12 protein-coding genes and 2 pseudogenes are annotated in these 17998 nt (G+C 64.0%); 3 read left to right on the top strand and 11 right to left on the bottom strand.

The window, feature by feature from the left end; genetic code table 11:
• Positions 1-14: 14 nt before the first annotated feature.
• From AS156_RS39200 to AS156_RS45500, 9 genes and pseudogenes are all read right to left on the bottom strand, one after another.
• Positions 15-1421, bottom strand: a complete 1407-nt coding sequence (locus tag AS156_RS39200; protein WP_245313260.1) for a sodium:proton antiporter — start codon at positions 1419-1421, stop codon at positions 15-17.
• Positions 1422-1437: 16 nt separating this feature from the next.
• A complete protein-coding gene (locus tag AS156_RS39195; RefSeq protein ID WP_066515891.1) occupies positions 1438-2535 on the bottom strand; it encodes a calcium:cation antiporter in 1098 nt (365 codons plus the stop codon).
• A gap of 55 nt (positions 2536-2590) precedes the next feature.
• Positions 2591-3397, bottom strand: coding sequence for an alpha/beta hydrolase (locus tag AS156_RS39190; protein ID WP_066515950.1), 807 nt, complete (start codon positions 3395-3397; stop codon positions 2591-2593).
• Between the two features lie 208 nt (positions 3398-3605).
• Positions 3606-5003, bottom strand: coding sequence for an NAD(P)(+) transhydrogenase (Re/Si-specific) subunit beta (locus AS156_RS39185; protein WP_066515890.1), 1398 nt, complete (start codon positions 5001-5003; stop codon positions 3606-3608).
• A 42-nt stretch (positions 5004-5045) separates the two neighbouring features.
• Complete coding sequence (locus AS156_RS39180; protein WP_066515889.1) at positions 5046-5363, bottom strand: proton-translocating transhydrogenase family protein; 318 nt, start codon at positions 5361-5363, stop codon at positions 5046-5048.
• A gap of 11 nt (positions 5364-5374) precedes the next feature.
• The gene (locus tag AS156_RS39175; protein ID WP_066515887.1) at positions 5375-6499 is read right to left on the bottom strand and encodes a Re/Si-specific NAD(P)(+) transhydrogenase subunit alpha; all 1125 of its coding nucleotides are present in this window, start codon (positions 6497-6499) and stop codon (positions 5375-5377) included.
• A gap of 141 nt (positions 6500-6640) precedes the next feature.
• Positions 6641-6793 carry an aa3-type cytochrome c oxidase subunit IV gene (locus AS156_RS39170; protein ID WP_066515884.1) on the bottom strand — a complete coding sequence of 51 codons (153 nt, stop codon included), beginning with the start codon at positions 6791-6793 and terminating at the stop codon, positions 6641-6643.
• A 263-nt stretch (positions 6794-7056) separates the two neighbouring features.
• Positions 7057-8397, bottom strand: a pseudogene (locus AS156_RS39165) (M3 family oligoendopeptidase); the annotation flags it as partial.
• Position 8398: 1 nt separating this feature from the next.
• A pseudogene (locus AS156_RS45500) lies at positions 8399-8975 on the bottom strand (M3 family oligoendopeptidase); the annotation flags it as partial.
• 142 nt (positions 8976-9117) lie between these two features.
• Here AS156_RS45500 and AS156_RS39160 point away from each other — a divergent pair.
• The 3 genes from AS156_RS39160 (at position 9118) to AS156_RS39150 (ending at position 15182) form a co-directional block, all read left to right on the top strand.
• Positions 9118-10608, top strand: coding sequence for a sigma-54-dependent transcriptional regulator (locus tag AS156_RS39160; RefSeq protein WP_066515881.1), 1491 nt, complete (start codon positions 9118-9120; stop codon positions 10606-10608).
• 323 nt (positions 10609-10931) lie between these two features.
• Entirely contained in the window at positions 10932-13301 is a 2370-nt protein-coding gene (locus AS156_RS39155) for a L,D-transpeptidase scaffold domain-containing protein (protein WP_066515879.1), read from the top strand.
• Positions 13302-13565: 264 nt separating this feature from the next.
• Positions 13566-15182: a peptidoglycan L,D-endopeptidase MepK gene (locus tag AS156_RS39150; protein WP_066515877.1), complete on the top strand. Its 1617-nt coding sequence runs from the start codon at positions 13566-13568 to the stop codon at positions 15180-15182.
• 140 nt (positions 15183-15322) lie between these two features.
• Here AS156_RS39150 and AS156_RS39145 read toward each other — a convergent pair whose 3' ends face one another.
• Together AS156_RS39145 and AS156_RS39140 are read right to left on the bottom strand one after the other, a co-directional pair.
• Positions 15323-17086 carry an adenylate/guanylate cyclase domain-containing protein gene (locus AS156_RS39145; protein WP_066515875.1) on the bottom strand — a complete coding sequence of 588 codons (1764 nt, stop codon included), beginning with the start codon at positions 17084-17086 and terminating at the stop codon, positions 15323-15325.
• A gap of 447 nt (positions 17087-17533) precedes the next feature.
• Positions 17534-17998 (bottom strand): transposase (locus AS156_RS39140; RefSeq protein ID WP_430641845.1); only part of this gene is annotated, 465 nt, incomplete at its 5' end.

The following is a 17998-nucleotide window of genomic DNA, read 5'->3' as shown; positions in this document are numbered from 1 at the left end:
TACGGGATCCGGCGTCAACGGAGAACAGGGGCTATCGGAAGGAAGGTCAAGAGCAGAAACAGCGGAACGAGAATGCCGGAGGCGATTAAGAGATAGCCGAAGAAGCTCGGCATCTTGATCCCGCGTTCCTCAGCGATTGCGGCAATCATGAAGTTCGGCGCGTTCCCGATATAGGTCAGGGCTCCCATGTACACGGCCCCCATCGAAATCGATGCCAGCGTGCCGGATAGCGCGTTCATCAGCACATCCGGATTCCCTCCGGCCAGCTTGAAAAACAGCAGATAGGTCGGCGCATTGTCGAGGAATGCCGACATCAGGCCGGTGTACCAGAAATAGGCCACCTCCTTGGGATCGCCGTTCGGATCGGTCACCGCCGATAGCAGCCACGCAAACGAGCCATCCCTGCCGGCCTTAAGCATGGCCACCACCGGGATGATGGCGACGAAAATCGCAGCAAACAATTTCGCGACCTCGCGGATGGGGTCCCAGGTGAATCCGTTGGCCTCGCGGTGCTCCTCGTGCGTGAGCCACAGCGACAGCAGCGCGATCACGATCAGCATGGCGTCGCGCACCAGATTCTGCAGTTCCAGGTGGGTCCCCATGATGTCCACGGCGATTCCCGGCCTCCAGCTCGCTGACAGCAGGATGCAGCCCACGATCGCGGCGATCAGCGGGACATTGAGCAGTCCGCGAAGTCCGATAGGAGCGGCGAATTGGACCGGAGCGGCTGGTTCGCCGCGAAAGAGCCAAATGTCGACAACGACGAAGATCGCGAGCAATGAGCCGGCCACGATCAGCGTCTGCAGCCAGAGATTCTGGGCGGGCCAGAAGAAATCGACGCCGTTGAGAAAGCCCACGAACAGCGGCGGATCACCCAACGGGCTCAAGGCACCGCCAACATTGGCCACGAGAATGATGAAGAAAATCACCACGTGCCAGTTGTGAGGCCGCGCAAGGTTTGCACGGATCAAGGGCCGGACCAGGATCATGCTTGCGCCCGTCGTGCCGACGACGCTCGCCATCACCGTGCCCAGCGCCAGGATGATTGTATTGCTCAGCGGCGTTCCCCTGATATCGCCGCTCACGACGATACCGCCCGCAACGGTGTAGAGCGAAAACAGCAGCAGAATGAAGCTCAGATACTCGCCAAGCAGGGCGTGAACGACGGCAGCCAGCGTCACTGCGCCGCCTGCAAACCACCAGACCGATGCCAGCGTCACGAATGCCCATCCGGCCGCTATCTTTCCGTAATGGTGATGCCAGACCTTCGGGAACAGCAGCGGTCCCACCGCGATCGAGAGCAACAGACCGACGAAGGGCAGCGCAAACGGCCATCGCATCGCCGCGCCGTCGAGCGTGGCGGCATCGGCGGCTTGCGGAAACAGCACGATCAGCAGGGCCGCAGCCGGCAGATATCTCATTTTCGTCAGGCGGGCGTTACGGCACGAAGACCATGAACACGAACACGGCGAACACCACCATGTGCACGAGCCCGAACAGGATGTTGGTGCGCCCGGTGCCGAAGGTGAGCATGCTGACCATGAACGTGAGCAACAGGATCAGCATATGCTGGTTGCTGAGCCCGAGCACGAGCTCTTTGTCAAGCATATAGGCCGCGACAGCAACAGCGGGAACGGTGAGGCCGATCGTCGCAATCGACGAGCCGAGCGCGAGATTGATGCTTTTCTGCAGGTCGTTCTTACGTGCCGCCGATACCGCGGCGACGCTCTCCGGCAGCAGGATCAGCAGCGCGACCACGACACCGGCAAAGGCCGGCGGCGCGCCGATCTTCGCGGTGACGACGTCGACCACGATGGAGAATTTCTTGGCCAACAGCACCACCGCCAGCAGCGCCACCAGCAGAAGCGCGATGCTGATCGCCAGCATGCGGTCCGAGATCATCTCGCCATGCGCGGCAGCGTCGTTGGCGCCGCTGACGAAATAGTCGCGATGGCGGATCATCTGGGTATAGAGGAACACCGCATAGAGCAGCACCGTGACGATGCTCACGACGGCGAGTTGGGCTGTGGAATAGACCGGCCCGGGCGCGGTCAGCGTGAAGTTCGGCATATCGAGCGTGATGGTCGCGAGCACGAACAGCACGCTGAGATAAAGGTTCGCGCCGGTGATCTGGAAATCCTGTTCGCGATACCTGATACCGCCGATAAAGATGCACAGCCCGACCAGGCCGTTGCAGACGATCATCACCACGGCGAAGACGGTGTCGCGCGCCAGCGTCGGAGCCGGCGTGTCGCCCAGCATGATGGTCGAGATCAGCGCCACCTCGATCACGGTCACGGCAAGCGTCAGGAGCAGCGTGCCATATGGCTCGCCGATCCGCTCGGCGATCATCTCGGCATGATGGACCGCCGCGAACACCGTGCCGAACAGAATGACGAGCAGCACGGCCGCGAACAGCCATCCCCCGGCTGACGGTGCGAAGACGTAGCCCGAGGCCGTGACCGCGGCAAACAGCAGCACCGCCAGAACGGGAAACAGCCAGGCCGACCGCGGCATCGGTCCGTGTGCGCTCATGTCGTCAGCCCCCTCAATTCGACTGGCCCGATTATGCGACAGACAATCGCCGCCGTCAGCCTCTTGCGCCGTTGATAAAGTGCCGCGCGGTCCCGATCGCACCGAAATCATCGAGATTGTCGTGGCCGCCGCCCGGGAAGCGCACGAACTGCTTGGGCTCATGCGCAAGGCCGAACAGCCGCTCGCCGAAGCGGATCGGGATCACCGGATCATCGGTGCCATGCATGATCAGGAGCGGCACGGTGACGTTGACGATGCGCCGGTCGGAATGGAACTGATCCCGCATCAACAGGCTGATCGGCACGAAGCGGAACATCGCGCCGGCGATATCCGCCGTCGAGGTATAGGGCGCCTCGAGGATCAACTTGCCGATGGGATGCTCGGCGGCGACCGCGACCGCCACGCCGGTCCCGAGCGAGAAGCCCCAGGCCACGACCTGCTCCGGGCTGTAGCGTGCGGTGGCGAATGCATAGGCGGCCTCCGCATCCAGCAGCAATCCGCGCTCGCTCGGCGCTCCGCTCGAGCCGGCGTAGCCCCGGTAGGAGAGCGCGATCAGCCCGGTGCCGTCCGCCGTGATGCCCTTGAAGCGCGCCACGCGGCCGGCCAGGAAGTCCCCGTTGCCGGGAAAGAACAGGACGACGGGCCGGCCCGGCTTCGCCGGCACGTGCCAGATGATGACCTTCTCGCCGTCGGCGGTGGTCAGGACATGTTCCTCGGCTTCAGGAAGTCCCGCAGCAGCCGGTGCGGTCCGCCCTACCGGCGGAATCGGAAATAGCATGTCGCGCTGCTTGACGAACAGCACGCCGAGCCCGCCGAGATAGGCGACAACAGCGGCGATCAGCAGCCATTTGACGATTGTGATGACCAGCGCCATCCCGATGGCCACTACGACGTCCTGCGCCGGAGCTTGAGCAGCTTCTCGACGTCAGGCCTGATGCTGTCGGGAATGGCTCGGCACGCGCAAGCGATCGCATGCGCCGCGTGCCATTTGATCCGCTGCTCGCGCGTGGCCCGGGGCGGCATGCGATTTTGTCGATGCCACTCCCTGTTCAGGGCCATCGGCAGGCGGCCTACATCGCCTTGACGATGCTCTCGGTGACCTTCTTGGCGTCGCCGAGCAACATCATGGTGTTGTCGCGGTAGAACAGCGGGTTGTCGATGCCGGCATAGCCCGAGGCGAGCGAGCGCTTGATGAACATCACGGTGCCCGCCTTCCAGACCTGCAGCACCGGCATGCCGTAGATCGGCGAGGTCTTGTCCTCTTCCGCGGCCGGGTTGGTGACGTCGTTGGCGCCGATCACGAAGGCGACATCGGCCTGGGCGAATTCCGAGTTGATGTCCTCGAGTTCGAACACCTCGTCATAGGGCACGTTGGCTTCGGCGAGCAGCACATTCATATGGCCGGGCATGCGGCCGGCGACCGGGTGAATGGCGTATTTCACCTCGACGCCTTCCTTCTTCAGGAGGTCGGCCATTTCACGCAGCGCGTGCTGGGCCTGCGCCACCGCCATGCCGTAGCCGGGCACGATGATGACCTTGGAGGCGTTCTTCATGATGAAGGCTGCATCGTCGGCCGAGCCGAGCTTGGCCGGCTTCTGCTCGCCGCTGCCGCCGCCGGCCGCTGCCGTCTCGCCGCCGAAGCCGCCGAGGATGACCGAAATGAACGAGCGGTTCATCGCGTGGCACATGATGTAGGACAGGATCGCACCGGAAGAGCCGACCAGTGCACCGGTGATGATCAGCGCGGAGTTGCCGAGCGTGAAGCCGATGCCGGCGGCCGCCCAGCCCGAGTACGAGTTCAGCATCGAGATCACGACCGGCATGTCGGCGCCGCCGATCGGGATGATCATCAGCACGCCGAGCGCCAGCGCAAGGATAACAATCAACCAGAAGTCGAACGCGCTGCCCGACATCACGAGCCCGACGATGAAGAACACCAGCGCCAGAGCGAGCACGATGTTGATGACATGCCGGAACGGCAGGATGATCGGTGCGCCGCTCATCCGGGCCGAGAGCTTCAGGAACGCGATCACCGAACCGGTGAAAGTCAGCGCGCCGATCGCGACGCCGAGCGACATCTCGACGAGGCTCTGCGGATGGATGTTGCCGGGCGAGCCGATGTCGAAGGCCTCCGGCGCATAGAACGCGCCCGCGGCGACCAGCACCGCGGCCATGCCGACCAGCGAGTGGAAGGCGGCGACGAGCTCGGGCATAGAGGTCATCGGCACCCGGCGCGCGATCACCGCGCCGATGCTGCCGCCGATCGCGACCGCGAGGATGACGAGCAGCCAGGCGACGCCGTCGGCCGGCGGGTGGCTCGCGAGCGTGATGCCGACCGCAATCGCCATGCCGATCATGCCGAGCAGATTGCCCCGTCGCGAGCTGGCCGGGCTCGACAGGCCGCGCAGCGACAGGATGAACAGCACGCCTGCCACAAGATACAATAGTGCAGAGAGATTGGCGCTCATCTCAGGTCCCCCAATGTCCTCATCATCCCGAGGTGTTTGCGCTTACTTCGACTTCTTCTTGTACATCGCCAGCATGCGCTGGGTGACGAGGAAGCCCCCGAAAATATTGATGCAGGCAAATATCAGCGCTACGAAACCGAAGCCGCGGGCCCAGCCCGAGCCGCTCGAGATCATGCCGACGCCGACCGCGAGCAGCGCTCCGACCACGATCACCGACGAGATCGCATTGGTCACGCTCATCAGCGGCGTATGCAGTGCCGGGGTCACCGACCACACGACGAAGTAGCCGACGAACACGGCGAGGACGAAAATCGACAGCCGGAACACGAAGGGGTCGACGGCCTGCGCGATATGCTCCATGGCTGGTCTCCTTATTTCGGCTGGAAGTTGGGATGGATGACGGCGCCGTCTTTCGTCAGCGCGGTGGCCTTCACCAGTTCGTCGTCCCAATTGACCGCGAGCGTCTTGTTGGCCTTGTCAACCATCGTCTCGATGAACGAGAACAGATTGCGCGCGTAGAGCCCGGACGCCGAGGCCGCGACGCGGCCGGCAACATTGGTGTAGCCGACGATCTTGATGCCATCGACGTCGACGACCTCGCCGGCCTTGGCGCCCTCGACATTGCCGCCGCGTTCGACCGCGAGATCGACCAGCACCGAACCCGGCTTCATCGACTTCACCATCTCGCTGGAGATCAGTTTCGGTGCGGGGCGGCCGGGAATCAGCGCGGTCGTGATGACGACGTCCTGCTTCTTGATGTGCTCGGCGGTCAGCGCGGCCTGCTTGGCCTGGTACTCCTTGGACATTTCCTTGGCGTAGCCGCCCGCGGTCTGCGCGTTCTTGAACTCCTCGTCCTCGACCGCGAGGAATTTCGCACCCAGCGATTCCACCTGCTCCTTGGTGGCGGGCCGCACGTCGGTCGCGGTGACGATGGCACCGAGCCGGCGCGCGGTCGCAATCGCCTGCAGACCGGCGACGCCGACACCCATCACGAACACCTTTGCCGCCGGAACCGTGCCGGCCGCCGTCATCATCATCGGGAAGGCGCGGCCGAAGGCTTCGGCGCCCTCGATCACCGCGCGGTAGCCCGCGAGGTTGGCCTGGGAGGACAGCACGTCCATCACCTGCGCGCGGGTGATGCGCGGCATCAGTTCCATCGCGAAGGCCGCAACGCCGGCGTCGGCGATCGTCTTCAGCGCGGCCTCGTTGCCGTAGGGGTCCATGATCGCGATGACGAGCGCGCCGCGCTTGTATTTGGGCAGTTCGGAGGCCTCGGGGCGCTTCACCTTGATGACGATATCCGCGTCCTTGACCGCATCGGCGCTGACGGTGGCGCCGGCCGCGGTGAATTCCGAATCGGGCAGGCCCGACTTGATACCCGCGCCCGGCTCGATCGCGATCTCGGCGCCGAGCGCCTTGAATTTCTTGATGGTATCGGGCGAAACCGCAACCCGCGGCTCGGACGGATCAATTTCCTTGGCAACGGCAATCTTCATGGGCCCTCCGGCCGCGCAAGCGGCGCGCGCGTCTTCAAACTAGCGTTATTTTCGCCAGATTGGATACCCGGTTTTTGCCACCGGGTTGGACAGGAAATATGCTGCGCCGCCGAGGCCGGCAGCGCCGCAGCCGATCGGGAATCAGACCAGGAAATAGGCCATCAGGATGAGGATGATGGCAACGGTGATGCTGCCGTATTTGACCAGCATAAGGAAACCCTCATAGGTCTGCTCATGCGCGACGTAATCGTTGCCGTCAGCGGTCGTGTAAGCCACTTCGCTATGGTCTGCCATCCTTGTCCCCAGTCAGAAATTTGTTTCTCGCGAGCCATTACCGCAATCGGGGTGACAGGGCAACGGCGCACGCCCGATTGTCCCGAATCCAGGCCGGCGCGCAACCGATCCAGCGGCAATTCACCGCCACCGGGCAGGATTTATCTCCCGATCGCAAGCGCGACAGAAAAATCCTGCCGTCCGCCGCGCTAAACTGCTGACATAGCCCTTCCCGGGGCCGGACAGCGATCCGGCCCCCGGCGCGGCGATCGGGCAGATCGGCCTCAGCGCATCGCCTCGAGCTCGTCGATCATCCCGGCAATCACCGACAGGCCGCCATCCCAGAATTTCGGATCCTTGGCGTCCAGACCGAACGGTTTGAGCAGTTCGGAATAGTGCTTGGTGCCGCCGGCGGCGAGCATGTCGAGATAACGCTCGGCGAAGCCTTCGGAGGCGTGCTCATAGACCGCATAGAGCGAGTTCACGAGGCAATCACCGAACGCATAGGCATAGACGTAGAACGGCGAATGGATGAAGTGCGGGATGTACATCCAGAACGTATCATAGCCCGGCTTGATCTCGATCGCGGGCCCGAGGCTCTCTCCCTGCACGCTGAGCCAGAGCTGGCCGATCCGCTCGGCGGTGAGCTCGCCGTTCTTGCGCTCGGTGTGCACCGCGCGCTCGAAGGAATAGAACGCGATCTGCCGTACCACGGTGTTGATCATGTCCTCGACCTTGCCGGCAAGCAGCGCCTGGCGCTGCTTGGCGTTCTTGGTCTGGGACAACAGCCGCTTGAAGGTCAGCATCTCGCCGAACACGCTTGCGGTCTCGGCCAGCGTCAGAGGCGTCGGCGCCATCAGCGCACCGTTCTTCGCCGCCAGCACCTGGTGGACGCCGTGACCGAGCTCGTGCGCGAGCGTCATCACGTCGCGCGGCTTGCCCTGATAGTTCATCAGCACGTAAGGGTGCGCCGACGGCGTGGTCGGATGCGAGAACGCGCCGGGCGCCTTGCCCGGCCGCACCGGCGCATCGATCCAGCGATCGGTGAAGAAGCGCTCTGCGATCTCGGCCATCCTGGGCGAGAAGCCGCGATAGGCCGACAGCACCATGTTGCGCGCCTCGGGCCAGCCGATCGTGCCAGTGGCTGCGAACGGCAGCGGCGCGTTGCGGTCCCAGTGTGGCAGCTTCTTCTTGCCGAACCAGCCCGCCTTCAACGCATAATAGCGGTGCGACAGCTTCGGATAGGCCGCACGCACGGACGCGACCAGCGCGTCGACCACCTCGCGCTCAACGCGGTTGTTGAGGTGGCGGGAATCCGCGACGTCCGGGAAGCCGCGCCAGCGATCGGAGATCTCCTTGTCCTTGGCCAGCGTGTTGGTGACCAGCGCGAAGGTCCGCTCATTGTCCTTGAAGGTCTTTGCCAGCGCCTGCGCCGCTGCCTTGCGCTTGTCACCCGCCTTGTCCTGTAACAGGTTCAGCGTCGGCTCGATCGCGATCTCCTTGCCCGCGACCTTGAAGCGCAGGCTGGAGATGGTCTGGTCGAACAGCCGGTTCCAGGCTGCGTAGCCGCTCTGTGCCTTCTCGTGAAAGAGCTGCTCGACGCGATCCTCGAGCTGATACGGCTTNGCTTGTCCTTGCGCAGATCCTCGATCCACGGCCGATAGTGGCCGAGCTCGGGCTCGGCCATCGCGCGCTCGATCACGTCATCGTCAACGCGATTGAGCTCGAGCGAGAAGAACAGGAGATGCACCGACGCAGCGGTCAGCCGCTCGGACACGTCGCCGTAGAATTTCGAGATCGCGGGATCGACGCTGTCGCCGGCATGAACAAGGCCGGCATAGGAGCCGAGCCGGCCGGCGAGATCGTCGATCGCCTCGTAGCGCCTGACAGCCTCGGCCAGCCATTTGCCGCCGCCCTCGCGAGCGGTATTTTCGGCAAGCTTGCCCTTGTAGTCGGTCTCAAACGTGACGCAATCTGCATCCATTTTCGCCAGGTCGCGCGCGACTTCCGGCGCGTCGATACCGGAGTAGAGATCTGCCAGATTCCATTCCGGCAGCTTGGCCGGTTTGCCTGCAGCCTTTTTCGCCGCCCCGGTGGCGGCCGATCTGCGTTGCGTGGTTGTCTTGCGGAGTGCGGCTTCTTTGCGGAGTGCTGCCTTGTTCGGAGCAGACTTGTTCGGTGCAGATTTGGAGCGCGAGGTCATCTTGTTCGAAACCTTACTTCAGTCGGTAAGACGGCGGCGGCAGGGGAATGAAAGCGGAATTGCAACGTTTAAGAGTGCGTTAATCGGCATCGGCGACAGTGCCCCGATTCGAGACAGATAATCGTAGCGTGCGGGGAAAACCATGGCTGCCACCATTTTGATCGCCGATGACGACGCAGTACAGCGCCGTTTGGTTGAAAACATGGTGCAGAGGTGCGGCTATGAGCCCCTCGTCGTCGACAGCGGCGACGCGGCGATAGCGGCACTGTCCGCATCCGAGACGCGGCCGATCGACGCCGTGGTGCTCGACCTCGTCATGCCCGGCCTGGACGGCCTTGGTGTCCTCGCAAAGATTCGTGAAGCTGGTTTGAACGTCCCCGTCATCGTGCAGACTGCGCATGGCGGCATCGACAATGTGGTGTCCGCCATGCGCGCCGGTGCCCAGGATTTCGTCGTCAAGCCGGTCGGCTTCGAACGGCTGCAGGTCTCGCTGCGCAACGCGCTCAATGCCTCGGCGCTCAAAGGCGAATTGCAGCGCATCCGGCATAGCCGCGAGGGCCGGCTGACCTTTTCCGACATCATCACCCGCAGCGAGGCCATGACCGGCGTGCTGCGCACCGCGCAGAAGGCCGCCTCGTCGACCATTCCCGTGCTGATCGAGGGTGAATCCGGCGTCGGCAAGGAATTGTTCGCCCGCGCCATTCACGGCAGCAGCGAGCGCAAGTCGAAGCCGTTCGTCGCGGTGAACTGCGGCGCGATCCCGGACAATCTCGTCGAATCGATCCTGTTCGGCCACGAGAAGGGCGCCTTCACCGGCGCCACCGAACGCCATCAGGGCAAGTTCGTCGAGGCCCATGGCGGCACGCTGTTTCTCGACGAGGTCGGCGAACTGCCGCTGGCCACGCAGGTGAAGCTACTGCGCGCGCTGCAGGAAGGCACCGTCGAGGCGGTCGGCGGGCGCAAGCCGGTCAAGGTCGACGTCCGCATCATCTCGGCGACCAACCGCAGACTGCTCGATCTCGTGAAGGGCGGCCAATTCCGCGAAGACCTGTTCTATCGCCTGCATGTGCTGCCGCTGACGATTCCTGCGCTGCGGCAGCGGCGTGAGGACATTCCACACCTGCTGCGGCATTTCCTGGCGCGCTTCTGCGCCGAGGAGAACCGCAACATCACCGGCATCAGCGGCGAGGCGATGGCGCATCTGTCGCAGCTCGACTGGCCCGGCAATATCCGCCAGCTCGAGAATACGGTGTATCGCGCCGTGGTGATGAGTGACGGCGACCAGCTTGGGCTCGCCGACTTCCCGCAAGCGACGGCGCATGCCGTTCCGGAGGGCAAGTCCTTGCAGGGCGAGCCGCTGATCGTGTCGCCGTCAACGGCGCCTGCAATGAATTCTGGTAATGAAATACCTCATCTCGCATCCCTTCCCGTCGCGGGCGGTCTTGCGATGCTCAACGCCTCCGGCGAGGTCCGCCCCTTGGAAGACCTCGAAAACGAGATCATTCGCTTCGCGATCTCGCACTATCGCGGACAGATGTCGGAGGTCGCACGCCGCCTCAAAATCGGCCGGTCGACCCTCTATCGCAAGCTCGATGAGGCTGCGGCCGGCGCGCGCGCCGGCGAGGCCAATTGAGTTGTGTGATGTGATGTGACGCGGCGAATCGGCCGCATCAAGGGAACCTTTTGAACCGTGGCCTCGCGGTGACAGACAAACACCCGGCCGCGTGGCAACAATGCCGGGCCCCGAGCGAACTAGGGTTGTTCGAGGTCAGTTTGTCGTGAGTTGCCCCGCATGGCGCTGGCTGCATGAGAGGGGCCTATGTATCGTCTGCGTTGAGTTGCGTGCAGGCGTTGCGAGTCGATCAAGAAGGCCGGCGCTTTCGCGCAAGCTGTGAAACCAAACACTGACTTGAACTGTCCGTTACGGGCGGCAGTTCCGCCCAGGGGGGTGCGACAATGCGTGACTGTTCGAACAACCGTCGGGGATTTGACCGCGTACTGATGACCGTCGCGGCAACCTTCCTCACGGTGTCCGCGACCTCGGCCTTCGCGCAGGACACGTCACGCTCCAGCCCCGCAGAACTCGCGATCGACGCTGCGATCCCGCGCCCCGAACCGGCCAATGTGCCGCCGCCGACCGCCAGCGATTTCAAGACGGACACGACCGCCGCACTGCCCGATGCCGCGAAGGCGACCGATACACAGCCAACCGATGCCAAGGCGGCCGACGCCAAGGTAACGGACACCAAGGCGACGGATACCAAGGCGCCGGACGCCAAGCCCACCGATACAAAGGCGGTCGACGCGAAACCGGTCGATGTGAAGCCGGCCGAGCCGAGCGCAACTGCGACGAGCACCGAGTCGAAGCCCGCGGATGTCGCCACCACGCCGGCAACCGACAGCAAGCCTGCCGATGCGCCGAAGACAGACACTGCGGTCGCGCCGCCGGCGGCTGCGCCGGCCACCGAAACCGCAACGGCGCCTGCGGCCACTCCGGCTCCCGCGACGGCAACTGCGCCGACGGCAGCTCCGACTCCCGCCACTGCGGCCGCTCCGGCGACCGAGCCCGCCAAGGCGGCGAGCAACGTCCCGGCCGAGGATCAACCGGTGGCCGACAAGCTGCGCGAACTGCTCGCCAGCAAGACGCTGCGCAGCTTCGATCGCAAGAATGAACACGCGGCGGCCGAGAAGTTCTATTCGGCCCGCGACTACGCCCCGGTCTTCACTCAGGCCGGCAAGCTGACCGAGACCGGCAAGGGGGTCATCGCGCGCCTGAAGAATGCCGCCGCCGACGGCCTCAACCCGGAAGACTATCCGGTGCCGGATTTCGCCGCCGCGACCTCGCCTGACGCGCTGGCCGATGCCGAGCTGAAGCTCGCCGGCAGCATGCTGGACTATGCGCGCCAGGCGCAGAGCGGCCGCATGCACTGGTCGCAGGTTTCGGCGGATATCCTCTATCCCGAACATCCGATCGATCCGGCGGAAGTGTTTTCGAATGTGACCTCGGCCAAGGACGCGTCCGCAGCGCTCGACGGCTACAACCCGCAGCACAAGCTCTACAAGGAGCTGAAGAAGAAGCTCGCGGAGTTGCGCGGCGAGGGCGACGGCCCCGTCGTCCGGATCGCCGAGGGACCGGCGCTGCGTTACGTCGCCGCCCGTGGCAAGAAGCAGGCGGCGGAGGAGATGGACGATCCGCGCGTGCCGGATCTGCGCACCAAACTCGGCATCTCAGAGAATCCCGAGAGCACGACCTATGATGCGACGGTCGCAAGGGCCGTGCAAAAGTTCCAGAGCAGTGTCGACCTCAAGCCGTCAGGCGTTCTCGACGACCGCACCGTCAAGGCGCTGAACAGCCCGAAGCGCGACAGGCAGATCGACACCGTGATCGTCAACATGGAGCGCTGGCGCTGGCTGCCGCGGCAGCTCGGCGCTGCCAATGTCGGCAATGCCTATGTCATCCTCAACATCCCCGACTACACGCTGAAGGTGATGCAGAACGGCGCGCAGGTCTGGTCCACGCGCGTCGTGACCGGCAAGCCCGGCCAGCATGCCACGCCGCTTTTGACCGAGACGATGAAGTACATCACGGTCAACCCGACCTGGAATGTGCCGCCCTCGATCATCTACAACGAGTATCTGCCGGCCCTGCAGCAGGATCCGACGGTTCTCGACCGCATGGGCCTCAAGCTCGAGCGCAACCGCGACGGCACGATCCACATCTCGCAGCCGCCCGGTGAAGCCAACGCGCTCGGCCGCATCCGCTTCAACTTCCCGAACAAGTTCCTGGTCTATCAGCACGACACACCGGACAAGTACCTGTTCGCCAAGCAGGAGCGCGCCTACAGCCACGGCTGCATGCGGGTGCAGAACCCGGACCAGTATGCGTCCGTCCTGCTCAACATCACTGAGCCGAACGCGCACTACACGCCGGAGCGGATCCGCAGCATGTACGGCTCGAGTGAAGTCGACCTGAAATTCCCGACGCCGATTCCGGTGAACATCACCTACCAGACCGCGTTCGTGGACGACGCCGGCAAGCTGGAGTTCCGCAAGGACATCTACGGGCGCGACGCCACCATGCTGTCGTTGCTCAAGAACAACCGCGGCAAGGATCTCGAGACTGTGGTGGCGCACGCGCAGCCGAGCTACTCGCGGCCGCCGAGCAGCAGCCTGCCCGCCGGCGTCAATGTCGCGGGTGCCAACGGCGGCTGGAATAATTCCGGACCGAACTTCTTCGAGCGCCTGTTCGGAGGATTCGGCCAGCCGGAGCCGCCGCCGGTCCGCCGCGGCCAGGCCCAGCAGCAGCGCCGGGTATATACCCGTTAATTCCCAGCTGGCGTCGATTTGGGTAAATTTTGAAGTGAAATCAACGATCTCGTCGAAAAGACGAGATCGTTTATGTTAACCATTACCGCCCTCAAACGCGGTAACGGGCTATTTTTCGCCACACTCAATCAGTTAGTTAAGCCTAACTTGGGGGCGGGTCGGTAAACCTCGGTTAACCCTCCCGCTTTAAGAAAGCGTTCACCGTCTTCCGCAGGGGGTCTGCGAGGATGCCGACCGAACGCTCGTCGACTGGGTGGGCTCATAGTGCTGGCTGTTTTCGCACGCCGCTTCATTCCGCTGTCGCTGCCTAAGGCCGGGTACCAAGTCGGCCTAACATCGCTGTTGCTCCTTGCCGGAGCCGGGTCGGTTCACGACGCGACCGCGCTGAACGAGACCCGCACCCTCTCCTTCCACCACACCCATTCCAACGAAGACCTCACCGTCACCTTCAAGCGCAACGGCCGCTATGACGAAGCCGCGCTGAAGCAGCTCAATCACTATCTGCGCGACTGGCGCAACCAGGATGAGACGGTGATGGACCGTCACCTGTTCGACATCCTCTGGGAAGTCTATCGCGACGTCGACGGCAAGCAGCCGATCCAGATCGTTTCCGCCTACCGCTCCCCCTCCACCAACGCCATGCTCCGCCGCCGCTCTTCGGGCGTTGCGCGCCACAGCCAGCACATGCTGGGGCATGCGATGGACTTCTACATCCCCGGCGTGCCGCTGGAGCAGATCCGCTACGCCGGCCTCCGCCTGCAGCGCGGCGGCGTCGGCTTCTATCCGACCTCGGGTTCGCCGTTCGTCCATCTCGACACCGGCAACATCCGACACTGGCCGCGTATGACGCACGACCAGCTGGTCAGGGTGTTCCCGGATGGCCGCACAGTGCATATCCCGAGCGACGGCACGCCGCTGAAGGGATATGAACTCGCCAAGGCCGAGATTGAGCGCCGTGGCAATGGCGACGACGCCGCGACCGTCGCTAGGCCGAGCCTGTTCGCCAAGCTGTTCGGCGGCGGCAAGTCGAATGACGACGAAGACGACGCTGCTGCACCAGTGAACGAGAAGCCCGCGGCCAACACGGTGATCGCCGCAGCTGCCCCGAAGTCCGTCGATCCCGTTCCGATGCCGCGCGCCAAGCCGCAGATCATGGCCGCGATCCAGCTCGCCGCGGCCGACGCGCAGCTCGTGCCGACGCCGAGGGAAAAGCCGCAGGTCCTGGCCCAGGCCCAGATCGACAAGCCGCAGGTCGTGGCCGCCGACGACAGCGCGTCGAAGCCGCAGTCGCCCGCCGACATCATCAATGCCCGCGGCTTCTGGGGTGATGCGACCGCGCCGAAACAGGCGTCACCGGAGCAGATCGCGGCGCTGAAGGCCCGCGAGGCCGTCGGCGGCGCTGATCCGCAGGCGACCGCCAGCGCGACGGAAAATTTCAACAAGGCGCTCGCCTATGCGCCGGCCACGTCCTCGCCGGTTGACCACGCCAATATCGTCGCAGCGTCCGCGCCGCTCCCGCGCAGCGTGCGTCCGACCCGCAACGCCGCCGCTGCCGCCACCGAGATCAACACCGTCGTCGCCAAGGGTGCGCAGGGCCAGGGCGTGATCATGACCTCGGCCCGCATCTCGGCCGCCAAAGGCAACGACACCTGGATGCGCGTCGTGATGTTGGCACCGAGCGCCAGCAACGCCATGCTGACCACGGTGCTCGGCGACACCGACATGAGCCTGATGCGCGCTCACTTCGTCAAACCGGAGACGTCGGTCGCGATGACCTTCTCGGACGATCCGATGATGGGGATGACCTGCGACCACTTCTCGGGCACCGCGACGGCCGTCCTCGCGACCCAGTCGTTCGTGCACACCGCCTCGCTGCGCTAAAGCGCGATGAGATCAGGTTGAAGCGTCATCGCGCCTTAGCTTCTTGTTTGAGCATGATCTTTTCGGAAAACCGCTTCGCACTTTTCCGGATCATGCTCTAGACACCAACCCCGATAGCCCGCTTTCAGCGGCAAGCCGGTTCACGCCGGCAGCCCCGCCTTGAGCAGACCGGCCTCGTAGCGGGCGCGGTCGCGTTCGCGCTTGTAATGCTGGGTGGCCAGATGGCCGGCGACCGAGAACGTCGGCTCGCGCTTGAGCACCTCGGCCGCGTGCGCGCCGGCCGCCACCGTGTCGCCCATCTGCGCCAATGTCGCCGCAAGGAAAGCGTGATGGGTCTGATCGGGCCGCGTGATGCGCGAGAATGCGTCGGCGGCATCGGCGTATTTTTCGGCGCAATAGCAGGCCCGGCCGAGATGGCTCCAGAAGCGTTCGGGGTGGTACGGATTGAGGCGCATCGCCCGCTTGATCCAATCGATGCCCTCCTCCGCTCGCCCGAGCCAGGTCAGGAGCTCGCCCTGCTGCACGACGACGAGGTCGTAATTCGGATTGAGCGCGAGCGCGCGCTCCTGATGGAAGGCGGCCTTGTCGTGGTCGTCGCGATTGAGGTTCAGCGCGGCGAGGATGCGGTGAACATCGCTGTCGTTGTCGTCGAGCTTGAGCGCGATCTCGAGCTCCGCGGCGACCTCGGCGAAGGTCGCGTCGCGATCGGCGCACCAATTATAGACCCAGGTCTGCCCGAGCACGCAGGCCCGCCAGGCGTGCGCGTGAGCATAGTTGGGATCGAGCACAATCGCCCGCTCCAGCAGAAGCTGCGCTTCCGCATTGTCTTCCCGCGCCGAGCGATGGTGCAGGACCTTGGCTGCCAGCACGCATTCGTAGGCTGCCATGTTGTCGGTCCGCGTGCGCTTGACGCGGTCATGGGCGGCCGCCTCGACGCGGCCGGGCAGGGTGGCCACGATCGCGCGCGTCATCTCGTCCTGGATGGCGAAGATATCAGCAAGCTCGCGGTCATAGCGCTCGGCCCAGACGTGACGATCGGCCGCGGCGTCGATCAGCTGCACCGTGACGCGGATGCGGCCGCCCGACTTTCGCACGCTGCCCTCGAGCACGTAGTCGACCTCGAACTCCTTCGCGACGTCCTGGACCTTCACGGCCTTGCCTTTGTACACGAAGGTCGAGTTGCGCGAGATCACGAGCAGATCGTGGAAGCGCGACAGCTCGGTGATGATGTCTTCGGTGAGGCCGTCGGCGAAGAACTCCTGCTCGGGATCGCCGCTCATGTTGACGAGCGGCAGCACCGCGATCGAGGGTTTCCTGGCGACCGAAGGCGGTGCCGTATCCCGTGGATATGCTGGGACGGTTTTTGAATCCGGCTCAAGACGGATGCGAAAGACGCGGATCGGGCGAGCGATATTCTTGACGGTCTGATCGCCGAGATCCTCGAAGCTCAAATCGTCCAGACGATCTCCGACCTGGTCTCGGACCGCGGCCGAAACACAGATCCCGCCGGGCTCGGCCAGCGTTTCCAGACGGGACGCGACATTGACGCCGTCTCCGAAGATGTCGTTGCCGTCAACGATCACATCGCCAAGATTGATGCCGATGCGAAACTGCATCCATCGCGCCGGCGCGACGTCGGTATTGCGCTTCGCCATCCGGCGCTGCACCTCGGCGGCGCACAGGACCGCATCGACGACGCTGTGGAATTCGACCAGCATCCCGTCGCCGGTGGTCTTGATGATGCGGCCGCGGTTCTTGGTGATGGCTGGATCGATCAGCTCGATCCGATGGGTCTTGAGGCGCGCGAGCGTTCCCGTCTCGTCAGCCTCCATGAGCCGACTATAGCCGACCATGTCAGCAGCGAGCACCGCAGCGAGCCGGCGCTCTGGTCCTGGCACATCCATCTGCGATCTGCCCGGTTAGCTCGCCGGGCAGTCTAGCAAATCTCCGAAATGGACCCAAGCTTTAATGGAACCGAGCCTTGAAACAGCGCATTGCCCGGCCCTGCCGGGGCGGACGGGGGACGCCGGCTCACAGCATTCCCTTACATCTAATGTCGGACCGTGTTGCGCAATTCGACAACATCGAAACCGGTAAGGGATCAAAGGGTTAGTGTTAGGTAGGGGACAAGAAGCAGCCATCTAGACCGTTGCGCCCACTACGCAAGGAGTTCATCCATTCCCAGAAGGGCCCGACTTGTTTAGGGGATCAGTAGGCACGCGGACTTTGCTCGATGACTAGAGGGCGAGCGCTCGATGACCGGCTAACGGGGCTTCTTGACGAGATGCTGTCGACCGCGGCGAGGATCACTGCGCGATCTGTTAGCAGAAGATTGGCTGTAGCAGCGTCGACTATGCGAGGCGACGATGTTGCAGGAAGGCGTAGGCGATCATGGTCATTAGAGCGTGACGATGAAGGCCTTGCCATGATCGCCCTTCGAAGTGATCAAGTCCAAGCTCCTCTTTCAACTGCTGATGCGCCTGCTCGCAGATCCATCGTGCCTTGATGGTGGCGGCCAGTGTGCGCAGTTCCGTCGCCGCAGGGAGATTGGCGAGATAGTATTTCTTCTCCCCTGAGGCACGTTGCTCGCCAATGAGCCAGGCTTCGTCGCCCGGGAGATGCTGCTGACCCTTATCCCAAATCCGCTGCGGAGGGCCGTCGGCGGTGCGGACACGAAGAGCAGCAAATCGAGCTTTCAGCCGACCTTTCGTCCCGCTGCGCCAACTCACGGTTTTCCATTTGGCGCTGGCCAGCATTTGTTCTGCCGCAATCGATAAGACATCGGGCACGTGGTGCTTTCGTGGTTTCCCGCGGAC

Source organism: Bradyrhizobium macuxiense (genome assembly GCF_001542415.1).
Classification (GTDB): Bacteria; Pseudomonadota; Alphaproteobacteria; order Rhizobiales; family Xanthobacteraceae; genus Bradyrhizobium; species Bradyrhizobium macuxiense.
The sequence above is the reverse complement of the archived record's forward strand: the minus strand, read 5'-3'. Positions and strand labels throughout refer to the sequence as shown.

Excerpts from the sequence above, each read along its gene's own strand:
- AS156_RS39200 (WP_245313260.1), bottom strand. The coding sequence starts at position 1,421 with ATGAGATATCTGCCGGCTGCGGCCCTGCTGATCGTGCTGTTTCCGCAA.
- AS156_RS39195 (WP_066515891.1), bottom strand. The coding sequence starts at position 2,535 with ATGAGCGCACACGGACCGATGCCGCGGTCGGCCTGGCTGTTTCCCGTT.
- AS156_RS39185 (WP_066515890.1), bottom strand. The coding sequence starts at position 5,003 with ATGAGCGCCAATCTCTCTGCACTATTGTATCTTGTGGCAGGCGTGCTG.
- AS156_RS39180 (WP_066515889.1), bottom strand. The coding sequence starts at position 5,363 with ATGGAGCATATCGCGCAGGCCGTCGACCCCTTCGTGTTCCGGCTGTCG.
- AS156_RS39175 (WP_066515887.1), bottom strand. The coding sequence starts at position 6,499 with ATGAAGATTGCCGTTGCCAAGGAAATTGATCCGTCCGAGCCGCGGGTT.
- AS156_RS39170 (WP_066515884.1), bottom strand. The coding sequence starts at position 6,793 with ATGGCAGACCATAGCGAAGTGGCTTACACGACCGCTGACGGCAACGAT.
- AS156_RS39160 (WP_066515881.1), top strand. The coding sequence starts at position 9,118 with ATGGCTGCCACCATTTTGATCGCCGATGACGACGCAGTACAGCGCCGT.
- AS156_RS39155 (WP_066515879.1), top strand. The coding sequence starts at position 10,932 with ATGCGTGACTGTTCGAACAACCGTCGGGGATTTGACCGCGTACTGATG.
- AS156_RS39145 (WP_066515875.1), bottom strand. The coding sequence starts at position 17,086 with ATGGATGTGCCAGGACCAGAGCGCCGGCTCGCTGCGGTGCTCGCTGCT.